Source organism: Paenibacillus sp. FSL M7-0896 (assembly GCF_037975415.1).
GTDB classification, from domain to species: Bacteria; Bacillota; Bacilli; order Paenibacillales; family Paenibacillaceae; genus Paenibacillus_AQ; species Paenibacillus_AQ silagei.
This window is the reverse complement of the sequence record NZ_CP150250.1, coordinates 2,480,292-2,500,100: the sequence shown is the minus strand read 5'-3', so window position 1 is coordinate 2,500,100 and position 19,809 is coordinate 2,480,292. Positions and strand designations below refer to the sequence as shown.

At 53.8% G+C, this 19,809-nt stretch carries 14 protein-coding genes; 3 read left to right on the top strand and 11 right to left on the bottom strand.

Translation table 11 applies throughout. The features are described from left to right. Positions 1–19: 19 nt before the first annotated feature. From MKY12_RS10425 to MKY12_RS10375, 11 genes are all read right to left on the bottom strand, one after another. On the bottom strand, positions 20–1,669 hold the full coding sequence (locus tag MKY12_RS10425; protein WP_339313693.1) for an extracellular solute-binding protein: 1,650 nt from the start codon (positions 1,667–1,669) through the stop codon (positions 20–22). A 161-nt stretch (positions 1,670–1,830) separates the two neighbouring features. Continuing rightward, on the bottom strand, positions 1,831–3,081 hold the full coding sequence (locus MKY12_RS10420; protein ID WP_339313692.1) for an endo-1,4-beta-xylanase: 1,251 nt from the start codon (positions 3,079–3,081) through the stop codon (positions 1,831–1,833). A gap of 19 nt (positions 3,082–3,100) precedes the next feature. Continuing rightward, on the bottom strand, positions 3,101–4,051 hold the full coding sequence (locus tag MKY12_RS10415; protein WP_036724912.1) for a carbohydrate ABC transporter permease: 951 nt from the start codon (positions 4,049–4,051) through the stop codon (positions 3,101–3,103). 16 nt (positions 4,052–4,067) lie between these two features. After that, positions 4,068–4,973 carry a sugar ABC transporter permease gene (locus MKY12_RS10410; protein WP_036724913.1) on the bottom strand — a complete coding sequence of 302 codons (906 nt, stop codon included), beginning with the start codon at positions 4,971–4,973 and terminating at the stop codon, positions 4,068–4,070. After that, a complete protein-coding gene (locus MKY12_RS10405) occupies positions 4,970–7,534 on the bottom strand; it encodes a DUF5696 domain-containing protein (RefSeq protein WP_339313691.1) in 2,565 nt (854 codons plus the stop codon). The genes MKY12_RS10410 and MKY12_RS10405 overlap by 4 nt, the downstream gene beginning before the upstream one ends. 14 nt (positions 7,535–7,548) lie before the next feature. Beyond that, on the bottom strand, positions 7,549–8,175 hold the full coding sequence (locus MKY12_RS10400) for a YIP1 family protein (protein ID WP_036724916.1): 627 nt from the start codon (positions 8,173–8,175) through the stop codon (positions 7,549–7,551). After that, a complete protein-coding gene (locus MKY12_RS10395; protein WP_339313690.1) occupies positions 8,172–9,632 on the bottom strand; it encodes a hypothetical protein in 1,461 nt (486 codons plus the stop codon). The genes MKY12_RS10400 and MKY12_RS10395 overlap by 4 nt, the downstream gene beginning before the upstream one ends. A gap of 18 nt (positions 9,633–9,650) precedes the next feature. Continuing rightward, on the bottom strand, positions 9,651–10,532 hold the full coding sequence (locus tag MKY12_RS10390) for a carbohydrate ABC transporter permease (protein ID WP_036724919.1): 882 nt from the start codon (positions 10,530–10,532) through the stop codon (positions 9,651–9,653). Next, on the bottom strand, positions 10,529–11,494 hold the full coding sequence (locus MKY12_RS10385) for a sugar ABC transporter permease (RefSeq protein WP_076073655.1): 966 nt from the start codon (positions 11,492–11,494) through the stop codon (positions 10,529–10,531). Before MKY12_RS10385 ends, MKY12_RS10390 begins: the two co-directional genes overlap by 4 nt. Before the next feature lie 18 nt (positions 11,495–11,512). Beyond that, positions 11,513–14,407 carry an extracellular solute-binding protein gene (locus MKY12_RS10380; RefSeq protein WP_339313688.1) on the bottom strand — a complete coding sequence of 965 codons (2,895 nt, stop codon included), beginning with the start codon at positions 14,405–14,407 and terminating at the stop codon, positions 11,513–11,515. A 308-nt stretch (positions 14,408–14,715) separates the two neighbouring features. Beyond that, on the bottom strand, positions 14,716–16,104 hold the full coding sequence (locus MKY12_RS10375; protein ID WP_339313687.1) for an extracellular solute-binding protein: 1,389 nt from the start codon (positions 16,102–16,104) through the stop codon (positions 14,716–14,718). A 253-nt stretch (positions 16,105–16,357) separates the two neighbouring features. Here MKY12_RS10375 and MKY12_RS10370 point away from each other — a divergent pair, with 253 nt between their 5' ends. The 3 genes from MKY12_RS10370 to MKY12_RS10360 all read left to right on the top strand — a co-directional run bounded on the left by MKY12_RS10370 (position 16,358) and on the right by MKY12_RS10360 (position 19,788). Beyond that, positions 16,358–17,128 (top strand): helix-turn-helix domain-containing protein, encoded by a 771-nt coding sequence (locus tag MKY12_RS10370; protein WP_339313685.1) that lies wholly within the window; start codon positions 16,358–16,360, stop codon positions 17,126–17,128. Positions 17,129–18,052: 924 nt separating this feature from the next. Then, complete coding sequence (locus MKY12_RS10365; protein WP_339313684.1) at positions 18,053–18,826, top strand: ABC transporter permease subunit; 774 nt, start codon at positions 18,053–18,055, stop codon at positions 18,824–18,826. After that, positions 18,823–19,788 (top strand): carbohydrate ABC transporter permease, encoded by a 966-nt coding sequence (locus MKY12_RS10360; protein WP_081751123.1) that lies wholly within the window; start codon positions 18,823–18,825, stop codon positions 19,786–19,788. Before MKY12_RS10365 ends, MKY12_RS10360 begins: the two co-directional genes overlap by 4 nt. The last annotated feature ends 21 nt before the right edge of the window (positions 19,789–19,809 follow it).

Genomic DNA, 19,809 nt, shown 5'->3' with positions numbered 1-19,809 from the left:
CTCGTCTGCTCAGGTCCGGTCATTTGCTGCTCCCGCCCTTCTCTGCGTACCAGTCGTTGACCTCAGCCGTAATCTGCTCGCCGCCCAGCTTGTTCCACTGTGCCACGAAATTATCGAACTCGCTGAGCGGTCTGCCCTGAATGATATCAAGAAAGGCATCAATCTGAAGATTATTTAGAATATTCTGCTTCTCGATCATCGTCTCTGTAGGTGCGCCAACGAAGCTCTCATAGAGCAGCTGAGAATTACGTTCATACCCGTCCAGGATGGAAAAAGCGCCCGAAGGCCCGTACGTCCGCTCCCAGCCCCAGCCTGTCTCGCTGTCCGCACCTCCGGCCTCGTAAGCGGCTATCCGCTTCTGGATCGTCTTCGCTTCATCCTGAAGCACGGAGGCATCGCCGTTGCGCCGGAAGGTCTCCAGCTCCCGGAAGGCCTCCAGGTTCTTCTGCACCGGAAACGGCGTCACCGGCGACAGCTTCCACACCGCCTGCGGAGCGTTATAGTACCGCTCCACCTCACTCGTAGCCCCCCAATTCTTCTCCAGATGCAGGTTAATCAGCTTAATCAGCGCCTCCGGATGCTGGACGCCTTGCTTGACCGCCAGGAACTGGTTGGTGCTGAACGGAAGCGGCACCTTCGGCGCGGCACCCGACTCCGAGACCAGCGGGAAGGCTTGCCACTCAGCCTGCGGATTATGCTCACGGCTGGACTGCACGAGGAAGGAGCCCCACTGCTCCCCATACATCATTCCAACCTGCTCATGCTCAATCCAGTCGCTGGCCTTGACCCCGTCCTTGAAGGCGAATTCCCTGTCAATCTGTCCTGTCCGGTACAATTCCTGAAGCACCTGCAGGGCATGCTTGACCTCCGGCTGGATCCCTCCATAAACCAGCTTGCCGGTCTTGTCCTTAATCCAGATTCCGGGATACGCACCATAACCGGCCATGAACCCGGTAAGTCCCATGACCGGGTCCCACAGATATTTGGTGGCCGCAAGGCCATAGGTATCATGCTTGCCGTTACCGTCAGGATCTTGCTGCGTAAACGCTTTCGAAATAGCCAGCACCTCTGCCATCGTCTGCGGGGGCTGCAGGCCGAGACGCTCCAGCCAGTCCGTGCGAATCCACAGGAACATCGCGCCCTCAATGGACGAATTGGTCTCCGGGATCGCCATAAGCTTGCCGTCAAGGGTAACCGTCTCGAACGGGCCCGTTCCTTCCTCGCTCAGCACCTTGCGGGTTAACGGGGTTGCATACTGGTCATAGACTTCGCTCAGGTCCTGGATCAGCCCTGCATTGCTCAGCACCCTGAGCTGCGAAGCATTCACCCGCACAATATCAGGGATATCCCCGGAGGCCAGAGATACCCCCAGCTTGCGGGAGTAGATGGAGCTCCACTCCGTCCAATCATAGGTGACCCTAATGCCGAGCACCTCTTCATACAGCTCGGTCCAGCGGTTATGCTCCAGCGACTCTCCCGGCAATTCCTTCAGTATTTCTTCCAGCGCATCGTTGTTCTCACGTACGAACGACAGCTGGATGGGCGGATCATATTTGCTTAGACCCGGCTCTTCATATAACGAAGCGCTCCCCGGCTGTCCCTCAGGAACCGGAGAACGCTCCGCAAGGTTATTGCTTCTCTCACAAGCGGTTAACAGTTGTACGGCCATGCATGCAGCGACAGTCCAGGCCATTGTATTCTTGATTGTTTTGGGCACCAGTTGCAACCTCACTTTGCAAGATTATTTATTACCGGAATATTATATTATCCCGGCAAAAATAATGAAATTGTAAGGTGCATTTCTTGTTTGACTTACCCGTTCTTTACCATTTAGAAATTGGTGACCGCCTGGAAGGCCGGTTTGGGCTGATGCTGCCTGTCGAACAGCATCGGCGCCTCGGTCCGCTCAGTCGGGAACGTGCTCAGCCAGGTATGATCATCCGCAATGCCCCAGAACATGACCCCGCTTAACAGCTCCTTCCTGTCTCTTAGAGCAGCGAATAGCTCGCCGTACCGCGCAGCCTGCCGCTGCAGGATATCCTCAGGAACTACAGGGCCGACATCGCTAAGATCGTTATAGACATACAGGCTCATATCCAGCTCGGTGATCTGATTATCAAGGCCGAGGGCATGGAACTTCTCCATGGACAGGGTAATACTCTCCACCGAAGGATAGTCCAGATTAATATGGGTCTGGTGGCCAACCCCGTCAATCGGCACCCCCTTCGCCAGCATGTCCTTCACCAGCTCGTAGAGCCGGTCCCGCTTCTCGGGATTATCTGTGCCGTAATCATTAATATACAGCTTAAGCTCCGGCCCTCCAGCCTTGCGGGCCGCCCGGAAGGCTGTCTCGATGAATTCGGTGCCGGTAATCTTATACCAGTCGCTGGCCCGCATGCCATCCGGGTCTCCAGGCTCAATCACCTCATTCACTACATCCCAGGAGGAGATGTCGTCCTTGTAACGGCTGACAACAGCGGTGATGTAGCTGTCTAGCCGCTTCAGCAGCAGCTTCTTGTTCGCTTCGCGCCCTGCTGCATCGGTCTCATCCGCCATTGCCTGACCGGCTTCATCCCGGAAGAACCATTCCGGTGTCTGGCTGTGCCACACCAGGGTGTGGAAGCGCAGCCCCATGCCGTTCGCCTTCGCGAAGGCGACGATCCGGTCGGCCCGTTCCCAGGTGAAGGTGCCCTCAGCCGGTGCGATTGCATCCGGCTTCATGGCATTCTCGGCCACGAGCCAGTTCACATGCCGCTTCAGCAGCTCGGCTGCGGGACCCTCCAATTGGTCCGGTTCCACCGCAGCTCCTATAGGAAAGTAATCCGCATAGGCTGCCGCCAGCGGCGGAGCCTCCTGCTGCACCGGAGCTTCTGCCGCAGCTTCAGGCGAAGCTGTAGCGGCAGCGGACTGAGTCCCGGCGGGCGAGGCCGCCGGGAATGACGCTACATTCCCTGGCGGGGATGCAGCAGGAGCCGCATCCCCGCCAGGAGCGGAGCAGCCGGATAACCATAGAAGCACGGCTGCGAAGACTATACTCCGGGCTAGTCTGGCCGGAGTGCTTGTTCTGTTCTTTTGGCGCACAGTCATCCTCCTTCTACGGTTAACCCACAATCCCGGTACGCTCAATACTCTCCACGAAATACCGCTGCACGAACAGGTAGATAATGATCAGCGGCAGAATCGCCAGCAGAATCCCTGTATCCTGGACCATGCTGAGGTAGAACGGATCAGCCTTGGAATTGGCGCCGTCCTCCAGCAGAATCGCCAGATTATACGGCAACGAGCCGAGCTGGGTCGCCATCACCTTGCTGGATGTCAGATAAGTCGTGGTGAAGAAGCTGTCGTTCCATTGCCACACAAACGAGAAGAGCAGTACCGTAACAATGGACGGTATCGCGTTAGGCAGCATAATCCGGTAGAAGGTCTTGCCTACCCCGGCCCCGTCGATATAAGCCGCTTCCTCCACCTCTTTGGGAATCCCCCGGAAGAACTGCCGGAAGATGAAAATGTACAGCCCCGCCTTCAGCGAATTCGCCGTAGCAGAGGTTAGAATAAACGGCCAGTAGGTGTTGAGCAGATTCACCGATTTGCCGCCCGTTAAGAGCGGAATCAGCCCCATCAGGCTGAAATCCTTCAAATTCAGGTAGACCGGAATCAGAATCGTGATCGGCGGAACCAGGATGGTCAATATGACCCCGGCGAACAGCAGCTGGCTCCCTTTGAACTTCAGCCGGGCGAAGCCATACCCTGCAAGCGCACAGGAGATGGCGGTCAAGATTGTAGTCAGCGCCGACAGGGTGAAGGTGTTCAGCAAGGCCTGCCAGTAATCCATTATTCCAATCGCTTTGACGAAATTGTCGAGCGTGTAATTCTCGGGAAGCCAGACGACAATCGGTGAATACAGATCGCTCTTGGCCTTGAAGGCCGTGGATATCTTCTGGAGTACCGGATAGAGGATCACGAACGACAGGCCTGCAATGAGCGTCAGCCGCACGAAGGACCATATCCATTTCTTCCAGCGTTCGAGCGACAGTAAGCGGGTCGCATGCATTAGTCCCATCCTCCCTTTAATCATAGTAGAAGACCTTCTTCGAGATCAGATAGCTGCTGACGGCCAGAATTAAGGCCACTGCGGCGAAATACAGCCAGGCCATCGCAGAGCTTAGACCGAAGTTGAACTGGGTGAAGCCGGTCTCCCGGATCAGGTCCGTCATGGCGTTATTCGAGAAGGAATCGATAATTGTATAGATGGAATTCACCAGGATGAGCGGGCTGACCATGGGAAAAGTGATTTTCCAGAAGGCCTCATAGCCGGTTGCCCCTTCCATCTTGGACGCCTCATACAGCTGCGGCGAGATAGTCTGGATACCTGCCAGGAAAATCAGAATCTGTACGCCGGACTGGCTTACAATACTATAGATGCGGCTCACGGCGCTGGTCAGATAGTTCACTACCCATTCGCTTAAGCCCGCATCCAGCATCAGCCCCTCCAGCTCGAAGGTGCCCAGTCCCTGAATCGCTCCCGCTCCCGCATTCTGATCGTTGACCGCCTGAATCAGGCTGGTGCTCTCCAGGCTCAGAATGACCCCAGAGGCCAGAATAACGGGCAGGAAGAAAATCGAACGGGCCAGCGATCTGCCGATGAACTTCTGATTCAGCAGCACCGCCAGGAACAGGCTGAAGATGACGATCAGCGGCACATTGATGACCATATTCATAATGGCATCGGCCAGCGAGCGGTTGAATTCGGTATTCACCGTCAGTGCTTCGACATAATTCTGGAAGCCGCTGAAATGAACAATCAGTCCGTCGGAATTAGCCTGCACCGAGCTTAAGCTGTAGCGCAGCGAAGACAACAAAGGAATCAGGAAGAAGAAGATGAACCCCAGCAGCCAGGGCAGCACATAGAAGAAGCCCATTAATGCCTTTTGCTCTTTGTAGGATCTGCGGTCCAGTCTAAGTATGGATTTCAAGATTGCTCACCACCCGTAATATAGCTTTCGGCTTCAACCGTCCGGCCTTCGGCAAGGACTGCGGTCTTATTGTAGTTGACGATGACAGACATCCCGTTACCGTAAGTGCTTTTATAGACACCGTCTGCCAGCTTCTCATGACCCGTCAGCCGCTGATTCTGAACGTTCTTCATCACTCCGTTCACTTCAGTGTACATATCGGCTGCCTGGTTGATCCACTGCTCGTAATTGACCGCATACAGGTTATCGAAGTCGGTATCCTTCACCTTGTAATTAGGCGCATACATCCATTCATAATAGATACCGGAGCCGTACTCCAGACTCTTCAGGATATACTGCCTTGGATTCGTGAACGTGGACAGGTTAAAAGGCTTGCCGGTGTAATTCACATATCCCCGCACCACCATCGGATAGAACGGAATCTCCTCATCCTCCAGCTTGAACCGGCTGCTGGACACCGGAGCATCCGTAATGTCAGAGAGATACGGGAGGGCGTAGGCATTCCCGCCGTCCGCGAGAATGCGCAGGGACTGTCCGGTGATCTTCTCCAGCGATTGGACCGATATCTGCTCGGACGCAGACCGGTCAATTTCTTGATTTTTACGGAAATCGCTGTTCAATTGATCGGCCATATCCCTGAGTGAGATGCCCCCGGTCTGAAACGGCGCAATCTCCTTCAGCGTGGCATCGACATATCCGCCGACCCTGCTTGGCGAAATAATGTAGGCAGGCGTGAAGGAACGGTCCCGCCGGTTCAAGGCCATATTGTACGGATAGACGGCTGCCGGAATCTCACTGAGCATCCGGGAAGCCTTCTGGTTAATCCGGAAGCCGGAGGTCTGGTTCGCCCGAAGCAGAGCCACGTCAGGGAAGAGCTGAATATCTTGCTCCTTAGCGTATGCTGCCAGCCGGTTCAGTCCCTTGCTGCCGCCGATCGCCTGATCCACAGACAGCCGGTCCGGCACCTTGTGATCGAGGCCCCGGTTGAACCAGCCGGCATATTTCAGCTTGATATGATCAATGCCGCGCTGCTTCATCTGCTCCAGAATGCTCTGGGCCTCTTCGAAGGTGGTCAATGCCTCCAGCGATTGATACGGAATACCCAGGACATGCTTGGTCTTCGTGATTCCGCCCACCAGCTCCAGATAGAACGGCGTATTCACAGGAGCTTCTGCGGAAGCTGCCGGCTGCGCCTCAGGCAGTCCGCCATGCTCCGCCAGATAGCTCTGGTAATAACGCGCCATGCCCGGATAAGAGGCCTCTGCTCCGCTCAGGAACGCGTAACGGACAACATAATCTGTCTTAGGCGGCTCCTGCTGGAATTTCGGCAGGGTGCGGTTCTGATCGCTTGACGTCAGGGTAAGATCTCCCTTCGCAATCAGGGTGAAGCTCGGATACACATAGTTGTAGCCGTTCAATCTGCCGCTGGTATCCGCGTTGATGGTAGCCAAGGAAGCGCCTTGTTCAATAATGCCCAGCATGGCGCCTTCCTCCCGGATCAAGCCGAACACCGGCAGCTTGACCTCCTGCTGCTGCGCATAGGCATCTGTGGTCTCCATCGTCCCATCCACACCATATACCGCCTGCTTATATGCGGGATAACGGGTCTTGCCGTTATTGAAATGAATCAGTGCTCCTGAGCCGTCCGGCACCAGGATGGAACCCGAATCCTTGCTCCCTCCGGCACCCAGGAAGCTCAGCAGGGAGATGTCATTCACCGGATAATCCGCAGGATAGCGGATATCCGCTGCCGGAACCTTGACGACCAGCTGATCCCCGTCCAGGGCGTATTCAATGGCGAGCTGAAAAATACGCGGCGCAGGCTTGGTCTGGCTGAGGTTGTTCTCGGCGATGTCCTGCTGCAGATCTTCCTCTGTGTACCCCGCCTTCTCGAAGCCCTTCAGGGTCCGCTCCAGCTGAAGCCCCTTCAGCGCTTCATCGTTTCGCGTATATACCCCGTTCTCCTCATCGAAGGTGTAGGCAATTTTCATCGTCCGCTGCCCGGTCTTATCCATCTTGCTCATGATCTTCTCCTCGAACCGCTCCTTGCCCATCTTCATCGGCAGATCCTCCGCTGTTGCAGCGGTCGTTCCTAACTGGTAGAAGACCTTGACGCCTTCCGGCGTCAGTTCCATCTTCATTTGCTTATGGGCCACGCTGTCCGTATATGAATTGACAGAGCTGACTTGACCCAGGTTGTTATAGAAATCCAGCTTGAGCTGCGCGGACAGCAGGTCTTTATTATCCCCGCTGGCCTTGGCATCCGCTTCACGGTCCAGCGGGTTGCTGTACCAGACCGTCCCGTCCGACAGATTCTTGACGGCAATCCCTCCGGTAGCTTCATCCATGAACAGCCGGAGCTGCGCGTTCTCGAGCACCCCTGTCATGCCGCTCACCCCACTATCGGTGAAGGCAGATTTCAGCGCGCTCCCTTCCGTAAAGGACACTTCAAGATTCGGTTCATGCCCGCTGGCCTGGCTGCCTGAGCTTGACGCCGAACAGCCGGCCAGCACACTCATACTGAAGAGAATCGAGAGCAGCATGATTAACGGCTTCCTCATTCCCGGTCCTCCTCCTATCTCCTCAAGACAATTTCTTGGTATATGGTCGAGACGAATGCAATCATCTGCTGAACCAGACTGAAGAACAGCAGGGTCAGGAAGGCCATGAAGGCCATAGCGAGCAGCGTCAGCAGAATCGTCCCGATCGTTTTGGACGGGGAGAACTGATGAACGGTCATAATGCCCACATACAGCAGCAGTCCCGACCAGAGAATGGCAAAGTTTTTGAAAAAATAATAAAAAGAGCTCTCCTGGGCCGAGATGAAATTGCTGATCCAGATCCATGGGAAATTAATCAGGACAATCGGAACTAGGGCGAAGCAGGTGGTAATAAAAATCTCCGTGAACTTCCCCTCCCCGTCCATCAGCGTAGTCAGCGACCAGTTTGCCACACACCAGAACAGAACAGGAACCAGCACATAGACCGCTTCCAGCAGGCTGTTCAGATACCGGGGATTATTCATATTGACCAGGAACCCGCTGTATTGATTGCCCAGAACATTGGTCAGAATCAGCATAAACAGAATGCCGAAGGAGATGATCAGACTGGTTTTTTGACTGCGTTCATATTTGAGGTCCCAGTATCCGTTGAACGGATGAACCATCACATACAGCGGATGTTGCAGCGCTTCTCTGTTCAATGGAGCTCCACCTTCTTTCTGGCCTTCATTTTCCGGTACATTCTCAGGCCCAGCCATAGGGCCACCAGCGCGATCAGAGCCGTCATAATGGTGGAGAAATGTCCGCGAAGCACTTCCTTACGATAGAGCAGGAACGCTTTGGAATAGTTGGTCCGGTCCATGCTGCGCTCGAAATACTCCGCCGACTCCTTGTACTCGCCTTGCCGCAGATACGCCTTGCCTATACCCGCATAGGCATACTCCATATTCGCATTCAAGTTGACGACCTTGCTGAACTCCTGGGAAGCCATCTCCTCATCACCGTTATAGTAGCTGCGCACAGCACTGTTCAGCGTTCTTCCATACTCTGTGGTCTGGAATACCGTGATTTCACCCAGCGCCTGATCCAGCACCAGAATATCGTCACCGCTATGCTCAATGGCAACCGGGGTGTTGAATTCGCCCAGACGGTTACCAATTCCGCCGAAAATGTACAGCAGATAGCCGTCCCCGTTGTACGTGAACACCCGGCCCCGGCTGGCATCCAGCACCGCGTATATTTCACTGTCGCTCACATCAATATCCACGAGCCGCGGGGCACCCCCTGAGCGCGTGGAGTAGAGCAGATCACCGCTGGGCTTGTAATAGCCCTCTCTCCGCAGAATATCTGCCCCCTGCGCGTTCAGCTTTTTGATCGGGTCCCCGTAATCGTCACCGTTGGTAGCGTACAGAAAGCCTTCGTCATTAATGTCGAGATTCGTGAACTCGGTAGGCGTATACATCACCATCTGCTCACGCTGCGCCTTGGTGGAGATCGATTTCCAGAAATACTCTACCGCATCGACATGCACCCGGTTCGCGCCAATGAACGATTTGAACACGCCGTCCGCACCGAATTCCATGAAACCGTCGAAGACGCCGGCCGACATCACATAGATGCGGTCCGCCTTGTCTACAGCAACACGGACAGGCTGAAATTCAAAGTTCGCCTGCAATAGCTCGGACTTCGGGGCTTCAATGATCCCCACAGCCTTGAAGTCGCTGTCGAGATGGACGATACGCTTATTGCCCGTATCCGCGACATACACTTCCTTCTGCTGCGTCACATAGATGCCCTGCGGATTGTTGAACTTCTCCGCCTTCCCCTTGAACTGGAATGCATTTACCGTCTTGACGGACTTATAGTCCTGATCCAGAATCACAAACCGGTTATTGCCGCTATCCAGAACATAAATCTGCTTATCCGCCGTAACCTGAATATCCTGCGGATTGTTGAATGGGCCCGCACCGGAGCTGGCACCCGTGATGAGCGTAGTAGCCTGGTAGGCGGACGGAGCCGCCACCGCATTCCCCCAGTATGAATAATTGTAGGAAGGGGCTGCGCTCTCTGCCAGGGCCAGCTCTCCGCCAAGCCCCAGACTGACCAGGCAGCACAAGGCCAGCAGACCGGTTCTCAGTTTCTTTATCCTTGCGACCATTGTCACCGTTCCTCCTCTCTACTCTTTCATACCGGATGTGGCCATCGTCTGGATGACACTGCTCTGTGAAATAATGAACAACAGAATCGGCACGGTCATCAGCAGCAGAGCGACGGCCGCTCCGACCCCGGCACGCGCAATCCCGCCCTGGATGACCTGGCTGAGCGCGTAGTGAAGTGTCTTCAGGTTCTCACTGTAGATGAAGCTTCCTCCATCTGTGCCCCACAGCGCCGGAAATTGCAGAATCATCAGCGTCAGCCAGGCCGGCTTCACATTCGGCATTACGATTTGCCAGAACACGCGGTACTCGTTCGCACCGTCGATTTTGGCCGCCTCAATCAGCGCATCCGGGATCTGCTCCATGAACTGCTTCATCAGGAACAAACCTAGTGAAAAGGCCAGTGACGGTACGATAATCGCCGCCTGGGTATTGATCCACCCCAGCTGCGACATGACCAGATAGTTCGGTATTGCCGTAACATGCGGCGAGAACATCAGGGACAGCACTACAATCTTGAACAGAATGCTGGAGCCCGGGAATTTGAACTTGGCCAGCGGATACGCCGCTGCCGACGCCAGCAGGATATGTCCTGCGGTTCCTACCAGTGTGATCAGCAGTGTATTCGCAATGTATCTGGTGAACGGCACCCAGGAATTGCCCATGATCACCATCAGATCGGTGAAGTTCTCCAGCGTCGGGTTCCGCACCAGGAATCTCGGCGGGAAGATGAACAGCTCATCCAGCGGCTTGAAGGCATTGTTCACCGTATAGATCAGCGGAAGAACCATGAACGCGCCGAAGCCCAGCAGCAGGCCGAAGAGCATAAAGCTGACAGCAAAGGAACGGTTCAGTCTTTTTTGAGGGCGAAGGGCCCCTATCACTCTTGAATACAGGGTCATTCACCCACCTTTCGAAGCAGCTTCTGGGTCATCATGTTGGTTCCGAGCATAATTGCAAAGAGAATAGTGGCAATCGCAGAGGCATAGCCCATCTCAAAGCGCAGTGTCCCGTAATCCATCAGATGCGTGACCACCGTATGTCCCGCATAGTTAACGCTCGGGAAGCCCGCCAGCGCAATAGAGACTTCGGCCACCGCGAAGGAGGCGGTAATCTGCATGACCGCGCCGAACATCAGCTGCGGGCGCATGGACGGCAGGGTAATGAACCACAGCTCCTGCCAGCGGTTCCTGATTCCGTCCATCGCTCCGGCCTCGAACAGCGTCTGGTCCACGGTCTGAAGTCCGGCAATGAACGCCAGGAAGCTTGTGCCGAGACTCAGCCAGAGCTGCACAATAATGATAATGGGGAGAATGTACTTCTCATTCTGCAGCCAGATAATCGGCTCCAGCAGCACCCCGATCTTCATCAGGAAGCCGTTGAGGTAACCATAGCTGTCCCCCGAGAAGACGATCAGCCAGATGAAGAACACATTGCCCGAGATCGAAGGCGCATAGAAGACCAGCGTCATCAGCGACCGGACAAAGGGGGACAGCTCATTGATCAGCCAAGCGAACAGGAAGCAGGCGATATAGCTTAACGGGCCTGTGATGACCGCGAACAAAAAGGTGTTCTTCAGCGCGATCATGAACACATCATCGCCCAGCAGCAGCCTGGAATAGTTCTCCCAGCCTATGAATCTTGGCGTCTCCAGCATATTGAAGTAGAAGAAGCTCAGCCCGAAGGAGACGACCACCGGGATCACCGTGAACAGGAAGAAGATGATCATATAGGGACTCATCATGAAATAATAATGCTTGCTCTTCTTGATATCTCTCCATAATTGCGCCAGGCGGGATTCCTTGACCGGACCGCCAGCCAGCCCTGGCAAGGCTGGTTCAGTGGTATTCTGTATTTGTACCATCAGCTTACAGCCTCCAACCTAATACGGAAGTTTGAATTCCTTCCGTTTGATCTGAATTTCATCGTTAATGTAGATCAGATAATCCGACAGGGCTTCACGCGGATTCACATTCCCGTTGACCACCTTGCGGAACGCATTGTCCAGATGCCGGCCTGTGAAGTACCCGCCGGGAACCTGAGGGTTACCCTTCACCCATTGCCACTGGCTCTCCAGCTCCTTGTAATCCTTCACCGGCCACGGCAGCTCCTCCAGCGCTTCAATGTTCGCGGTCGGATAACGTGCCGCCGCTCCCATCAGCCCTTCCATTTCCCGGCCGTACTGGACCTGGGTGTCCTTGTCTGTCCACCACTTCATGAATTCCCAGGACGAATCCTTGTCCTTGGCATTCTCCAGCAGCATGACACCGGTTGTATGGCTGGCTACGCTATGGTCCACCGTGCCGTCCGCCTGCTTCGTTCCCGGCACCACCGTGAATTCCCACAAATTGCGGATTTCCGGCGCCATTACTGTCAGGCTGTTATAGATGGTGTAATCGGCAATCCCGATTGGGATCTCGCCTGTACGGAAACGGTTCGGAAAGTCCACCTTCACCGGGAACTTGTAATTGGTATAGAACTGGGTCCACTTGTTAAATTCACTCATGGAGGTCTCCGAGTTCAGCGCGCTTCGCTTCTGGTCGTCCGTGTAGAGCTGCCCGCCGTTCTGGTAGAGCAGCATGGTGAAGGCCGCATTGGGCACCAGCGTCGCGTTGTTCAGTGTATCCTCCAGGGGAAGATAGAACTCCAGATTATGTCTCTGCAGCACAGAGACGACATTGTAGACTTCCTCCCACGTAGTAGGGGGCTCCAGGCCAAGCTCCTGCAGAATATCCTTCCGGTAAAAGAGCATCGGGAAGATCTGCTGCTCAGGCAGCCCGTAGACGCTTCCATTGTACTTATAAGGCGTAAGGGCGCTGTCGCGGAAGCGGTCAGCCACTTCTTTGAAATCGGCGAACTGGGACAGATCGGCCGATGCTTTGCGCATCGCATAGTTCACTGGAAGATCCTCGCCGATCTGCATGGCTACGTCCGGCCCTTCGCCCGCCAGGGTTGCCGGCAGCAGAATGTTCGGAGGCACCAGCCGCAGTGCCACGGAGATGCCCGAATCCGGCGTGAAGGTATCGTCAATCATGCTCTTCATCACTTGAGCCTGATCCCGGCCGGTCGAAATCCAGACCGTAATCGCCTTCTGGTTCTTCGTCACGTTACCGATACTGTCATTGTCTTCGGTATACGAGGCGCCATACGCTCTCAGCTCATGCTTCAGCTTCTGGAAGAAGGTCGCCTGCGCAGACGGAAGCGGCTTATCCGGCGCCGAGACCACCAGTGAATCCAGTGTCAGCGGCTGTTCCCGCACGCTAAGAATCCAGGTCCCCAGTCCGCCGACATTCGTCTTGAAGGAGACCAGCCGTTTGGCTACCGTGTCCGGATGCTTAGCCATATCCTCCAGCTGGGTAACCATCGAGTACAGCACGGATACCTTGTCGCTGCGTTCCCCGGTGGCCTGCTCCAGGTATTCGCCGACACCGCGGATAATCTCCGCCTGCTCCCGGAATACCTTGGTCATCTCCGGTATCCGCTTCTCCAGCTGATAGTCACGGAACTTATCCGGGTTGTTGGAGGTAATCGCCAGAATATTGCGGTACATTTCATTCAAGGTCAGGACACTGGACTGGACGGTACGGACCAGCGGCGCGATATCGCCCAGGGTCACGGTCAGTCTCAGCTTGTGCGTCCCTTGTGTAAGATGGAACAGATAAGGCTCTTCCCCGCCGAGTACATTCATCTGCCAGCCGGGAGAGTAATTGAAGCGGATCTGCTTCATCTCGGTGAACGGATATTCACCATCAATAGTCAGGCTGCGGTTGGCATAGACGCCCCGGAGCTGATTCTGCTTCTCCTTGAGCGCTATCCGGTACAGACCTTCTTCAGGGACATCAATCTCCCATTCGATCCATTGCCCCGGAAGCTTCCAGTTCACCCCGCCGATGGTGTTAATCCTTAAATTTGAGACGGCATAAGGAACCACTGCCGGGCTGGAGCGGTCGGATAACGGGTATAAGGTAGGCGAGGATTTGGCGGATGCCGCTTCGGCCTGGACCTCGATATAAGGCTCTTGTACCGGCTGAAGGCCCTTAGTCTCATACTCCTGCTTAGCCTCTGCATAGGAGCGCACTGTCCGGTCCTGGAACAGCTCAATATAATCAATGGCCATCGGCTCACGGAGTGCGGTCAGCGACAGGGTCTGGTTCCCCTGCTCTAGATAGAATGCATACGGCTCCTCATAGAAGCCTTCACTGTCCGCAATGACCGTGGACTGCCACACCGGCTGCTCCACCTGTCTGGGGCGCAGATCGTTGCCGCGGTCATCCTGCTTAATGACCTCCTCACGGTTCCCCCAGACCCGGTCGAAGAGCAAGGTATCCGCTCCCTTGAACGGCACCTCCCGGTTGATGGATAAGGAACGTTCAATGGACGAGCTTTTGCCTTCCACCGGATAATAATGAACCCGGATGTTGTACAGCCCGGATTCCGGAACCGGCACCTCCCAGGAGATGGTTCCCGATTCCGGGGTAATGACTGCTGCTCCGTCAAGCCCCTCGAATTGCTGCTTCACCTCAAAGACATCTCCGCTGCCGGGTGAATAGCTCTCCCCTTCGATGCGGATCTCCCGGTCAGGGCGCGGGGCATCCCCGTGTTGCTTCAGATAGGCTTCATAGCTGCCTTCTTCAGCATCCTGCGCGGCTGCCGTAAACTTGCCTACTGCGGGAGAGTCGGAATGCACAGGCTGCCCCGAGGAATTAAATATCCAGATCGTCCCGGCCAGCAGGACAACAACCAATATAATCGCTATGTTCCTGATTCGAATATTCAACGTACTCCTCCCTTTAAGCGATGGATCATAAGTTTATATAGATCGAACCAAGAAAAATCCCACTTAAAGGGTTAGTCGTGACTGCAGAGCAGGTTTGACTTTCGGCCGCTGTTAGGTTTGTATTTCCTGATTTAAACTGCTGTTCGCAGTAGAAATACAAACCTAAAGGCGAACGCTATCGCTCCTACAGTTCAAACCTCTCTTCCGCCACTTCACCCTAAGTGTATATTTCAAGTTCCAGCTATATAATTGCTGCAAGAATGGGAACAACAGTCCGCGGGGGACTGTTGTTCCATGCGGATATCCGTTTATTTTTTGTAGACTGCATCTACAGAAGCCTGAACCTTCGCCTTGTACTTCTGAATGACAGTAGATGCCGAGGTTCCCTTCTTCAGTTCGTCAATCATCTCGTAGTAAGGCATGGTTGAGAAGGTATTATGGTTCGTGAGCAGCATGCCGCCTTCGACCAGCTTCGCGTTGTTGATATCATCCTCGTTGTCATACGTGCTCTCCAGGGAAGCCTGCTTCGGATAATCGTAGATGGACTCGATATCGTTGATCTTCTCCCAGATATACAGCAGCTGATCCGGATTCTCGGCCTTCTTCGGGATGGTCAGGAACTGGACATTGGATTCCACACTGTGGTATTCGGTAGCATTAGGTCCTTTTGGAAAAGGAACAAAGCCGATATCATAATCCTTCATATCCGTCTTGAAGCCGTTCGCCTCATAATCTGCTCCTGCATACATCAGCGTGTTCCCCTGACGGAAGAACTGCGCCGGTTCCTGCCAGTCCCCGCCTTCTGTCGGCCGCGCTACCTTCTCGGCACCCAGCTTGGCGATGAACTTGAAGACCTCCAGCAGCTTGGGATCATCGAGATTCTGTTTATCGTCAACGGTCAGATCGGTCTCGTTGGAGGCCAGCGCCATTTCCAGGAACCCGCCTGAGGCCAAGCCCCAAACATCAAGTTTTCCGTTGTTATCTGTATCCTTGTTCGCTTCTTTGGCGACTTGGGTGAAGGTCTCCCAGTTCCAGTTATCCTCGTTCACATATTCCTGGAGCGGCTTCATGCCCAGCTTCTTCATCAGGGTGCGGTTATAGAATACTCCACTGATCAGGTTGCCCGCATTCTCCGAGAAGCCATAGCCCCGGCCCTCATATTGCGAGAATTCTGTAGTCATACGCTGATTGAAGGCATTCTCATTCTTGGTGTACTCGTCAACCGGCCAGAACATATCCTGCTTCGTCAGCACCGGAATCATATAGCCCTTGCCCATTCTGACAATATCGCCAAGCGGTTCACCGGCGACCAGTGAAGCCACAACCTTCTTCTGGTATTCACCGAAGTCCAGCGCTACATATTCAACCTTGAAATTATGCTTGGCCATCAATTCCTTCAGATTCTTCGAGCGCTGGATATTATCAGGATTGTCCTCGGGAATCGTCATATCCCACCAGGACACGATCTTGATCGTTCTGCCGCCCATATCGAAATCTTTTTCCGGTGTAGCATTGCTCGGCTCTGCAGTCGGTGTAGCTTCTGCAGTGGCTTCAGCTGCCGGAGCCTCCGTAGCCGCCGCCGGCTGGGCTGACGCTCCCCCGCCGGCGTTCCCGCCGTTCCCCGCTCCTCCACATGCCGTCGTTGCAGCTAATAACAACATACTAATGAATACTGACATTACTTTTTTTGCCCGCATAATCTGTCCCCCCAAGTATGAATGACTTACCTCGAAAGTTTAGCGCTTACATTTTCAGGCAGCAACCCGTCTAACTTCAGGTGTTCACCTGTCAAATTATAGGTCCGGCCCGCAAGTCCTTATCCACCGGGCAACCGGATTTCGATCAGGTAAACAAATGGAGCCTGGTGCAAGAATTGCACATTGTAGCGCCCGGCTCTGTTGCACATAATGAATGAAGGAAGCTTAACTTCTCTCTGAAAGCGGGGTCTTCATGTTGTACAGAATCTTATGTGTAGAGCGAAACGCCCAAGTGCGGGAGATCGCTTCTTATATGGCAGGGAGCAGACTTAAGAATTTCATCATTCATGCGCATGCTGATTATTCATCCGATATTCTGCGGCTGATCCGCAGCGAGGGGATATCACTAGTTCTTCTGAATATCAGGGATGCCCATACGCCGGGCATGAGAGTCTGTGAGCAGATCAGGCAGGGAAGCTCCGTTCCGATTATTCTGCTCGGGGGCAGCGGAGATTTCGGGCTGGCGCGCCAAGCCTTACTCTATAATGTAAGCGATTACTTAGCAGACCCGGTGGACCCGGCTGAGCTGGGCGGAAGTCTGGAGGCGGTTAGTCGGGTGCTGGCTCAGGCTGGCAGACCCGCTGCTGTAGAGCGGGATTATGCTCAGTTCACCATTCAAAAAGAGCCGTCCTCCCCGTGTCCGATCGTCAGTACGATCAAGCAATGCGTGGATGAGCAGCTCCATCATAATATTACACTCAAGCAGATCTCCGACACCCTGAACTTCAATTGCGCCTATCTCGGACAGAAATTCAAGCAGCAGGAGAAGATGTCCTTCAACGAATACCTTCTGCGCCAGCGGATGGAGAAGGCCAAGCTGCTGCTGGAAACGACCGACATGAAGATCTATGAGATTGCAGATGCTGTCGGATATTCGGAAATCGACTGGTTTTACAAGAAATTCAGAGAATACACGGGAACCAGCGCCAATGAATACCGCAAGCAATGCTTCGTCATTGCCTGAGACAGAGGGGGGGAGGGAGCGGCCTGGACGAAATCTGGAGCAAGGCTCTGAATAAGTACGCCCGCTGCCTGCCAGACCATCGAAGCGCTGCTCCCCGTCCATTTGATGAAATCAGGGGCACTAATGCCCCTCATTCGGCTCATCCGCCCACTTTTGATGAAATCAGGTGCACTAATGCCCTTCATTCAGCTCATCCGCCCACTTTTGATGAAATCAGGTGCACTAATGCCCCTCATTCGGCTCATCCGCCCACTTTTGATGAAATCAGGGGCACTAATGCCCCTCATTCGGCTCATCCGCCCACTTTTGATGAAATCAGGGGCACTAATACCCCTCATTCGGCTCATCCGCCCACTTTTGATGAAATCAAGGGCACTAATGCCCCTCATTTGGATCATCCGCCCAACTTTGATGAAATCAGGGGCACTAATGCCCCTCATTACTCTCACGTTTTCCACTTAGCCTCCCGCATTCCTTTCTTCCCACTCCTAAAAACTCCCGTTTCGGCTCCGACTCCTGCTTCTCTCACTCGCCCCTCCCATACACTTTCCCTTCTCATCCGCGTCTCCTTCACCTGACAATAGATCAATAATTGGTGAGGATCGGTCATTGTAGGAAGATAAACGATAACTTATTATAGTTTCATACATGAAAGCGTTATCAAAAACGGAAGTTGCTTACTGAAGAAGGGGGATGACAGACAGACAAGATGCCCGGGATTGCTTGCCCCGGCTTAGCTTCAGGAAGCAATCATACAAAGAGAATATGATGAGGAGTGAAACAATGCGCAGCCAGAGCATGAGAAGCAATTCGTTCCGGAAATTCCTTTACATCTCTCCCTTTATGCTTTTACTCGCTGTCTTTGCGTACTATCCGCTCTATGGATGGGTATATGCATTTTTTGACTACACCCCGCCTATCCCGTTGTCCCAATCTGAGTTCGTCGGCTTCAAATGGTTCCATTCGCTGGTCGAGAATCAAGTCAAGATTGACCAGTTAATGCAGGTCATCTGGAATACCTTCGGCATCAGCGGACTGGGCATCCTCTTTTCCTGGCTCCCGATGATCTTCGCCATCTTCCTGACCGAGATCAAGGCGGTACGTTTCCGCAAATTCATCCAAACGGTCACCACGCTGCCGAACTTTATCAGTTGGGTGCTTGTGTACTCCCTCGCCTTCTCCATGTTCTCCAGTGAGGGGATGGTCAACGGCTTCCTGCATATGACCGGGCTGACCGATTCACCTACAATGTTCCTGCAGAGCTCGGAGCATGTCTGGTGGACGATGTGGGCCTGGGCTACCTGGAAGACACTCGGCTGGTCCGCCATTCTGTACATCGCGGCCATCATGGGCATCGACGAATCGCTGTATGAAGCGGCTTATGTGGACGGGGCTACCCGGATGCAGGTTATCCGCCATGTCGTATTGCCAAGCATGATGCCAACCTACTTCGTCCTGCTGATGCTCCAGATTGCAAGCTTCCTGAATAACGGATTGGAGCAATATTTCGTCTTCCAAAATGCGTTTAACAAGGACACTATTCAGGTTCTTGATCTATATGTGTATAACCTCGCCATGGGCGGCGGCAGCTACTCCGTCTCCGTTGCGATCAGTATGCTGAAGAGTGTAATCAGCGTAGTGCTTCTCTTTTCGGTGAACGGGCTGTCCAAAATGCTGAGAGGAGAGGGCATTGTATGAGTGACAACCAGACCAGTCTTACGCCAAACACCCGGGAGATCGACATCACCAAAAAAACGGTAAAAATGCAGGTCAGCGCTACCGATAAAATCATCTCTACTATTATTTATATCCTGTTCTCACTGTTCGCCTTCATCTGCGTTTATCCGTTCTACTCGATCATTATCAACACGATCAGCGCGAACGACCTGAGCGCCAAGGGCGAAATTATTTTCTGGCCTAAGGGCATTCATTTCCAGAATTATATCGATGTGTTCAAAATCCCGGGTCTGGGCAATGCGTTCATGATCTCCCTCGGCAGAACTGTGATCGGTACACTGCTAACAGTCGGCGCTTCGGCCTTCCTCGGATTCATGTTTGCCCAGGAGGACATGTGGGGCAAGAAATTCTGGTACCGCTTCACCATCATCACGATGTTCTTCAATGCCGGGATTATCCCTTGGTATCTGACCATGAGATCGCTGCATCTGACGGACAACTTCCTGGCTTATATTCTTCCGTCCGTTGTTGCTCCTTTCTTCATTATCCTGGTCAAAACCTTCGTGGAGGCAACACCGAAGGAGCTTCAGCAGGCGGCCAGCATTGACGGTGCAGGAATCTTCACGATTTTCTACAAAGTCATTCTGCCGATCAGCAAACCGATCCTTGCAACCGTTGCCATTTTCTCGGCAGTCAACCAATGGAACTCCTTCCAGGATACGCTCCTGCTGGTAACGGACAGTAAGCTCTACAGCTTACAGTTCATACTGTATAACTACATCAATCAGGCGAGCTCCTTGTCCACCATGGTCAACCTGCAGAATGCCGGCTCAACGGCGATGGCTACTCTGGCGACCAAGCAGACCTCTACCTCCATCCGCATGACTGTAACCATTATCGTAGTCGCACCAATCCTGCTGGTATATCCGATCTTCCAGAGATTTTTTGTCAAAGGAATTATAATTGGCGCCGTGAAAGGCTAACGGACCTGCGCCATTATGATA

Excerpts from the sequence above, each read along its gene's own strand:
- MKY12_RS10425 (WP_339313693.1), bottom strand. The coding sequence starts at position 1,669 with ATGGCCGTACAACTGTTAACCGCTTGTGAGAGAAGCAATAACCTTGCG.
- MKY12_RS10405 (WP_339313691.1), bottom strand. The coding sequence starts at position 7,534 with ATGAGGAAGCCGTTAATCATGCTGCTCTCGATTCTCTTCAGTATGAGT.
- MKY12_RS10395 (WP_339313690.1), bottom strand. The coding sequence starts at position 9,632 with ATGGTCGCAAGGATAAAGAAACTGAGAACCGGTCTGCTGGCCTTGTGC.
- MKY12_RS10415 (WP_036724912.1), bottom strand. The coding sequence starts at position 4,051 with ATGCATGCGACCCGCTTACTGTCGCTCGAACGCTGGAAGAAATGGATA.
- MKY12_RS10360 (WP_081751123.1), top strand. The coding sequence starts at position 18,823 with ATGAGTGACAACCAGACCAGTCTTACGCCAAACACCCGGGAGATCGAC.
- MKY12_RS10370 (WP_339313685.1), top strand. The coding sequence starts at position 16,358 with ATGTTGTACAGAATCTTATGTGTAGAGCGAAACGCCCAAGTGCGGGAG.
- MKY12_RS10375 (WP_339313687.1), bottom strand. The coding sequence starts at position 16,104 with ATGCGGGCAAAAAAAGTAATGTCAGTATTCATTAGTATGTTGTTATTA.
- MKY12_RS10385 (WP_076073655.1), bottom strand. The coding sequence starts at position 11,494 with ATGGTACAAATACAGAATACCACTGAACCAGCCTTGCCAGGGCTGGCT.
- MKY12_RS10390 (WP_036724919.1), bottom strand. The coding sequence starts at position 10,532 with ATGACCCTGTATTCAAGAGTGATAGGGGCCCTTCGCCCTCAAAAAAGA.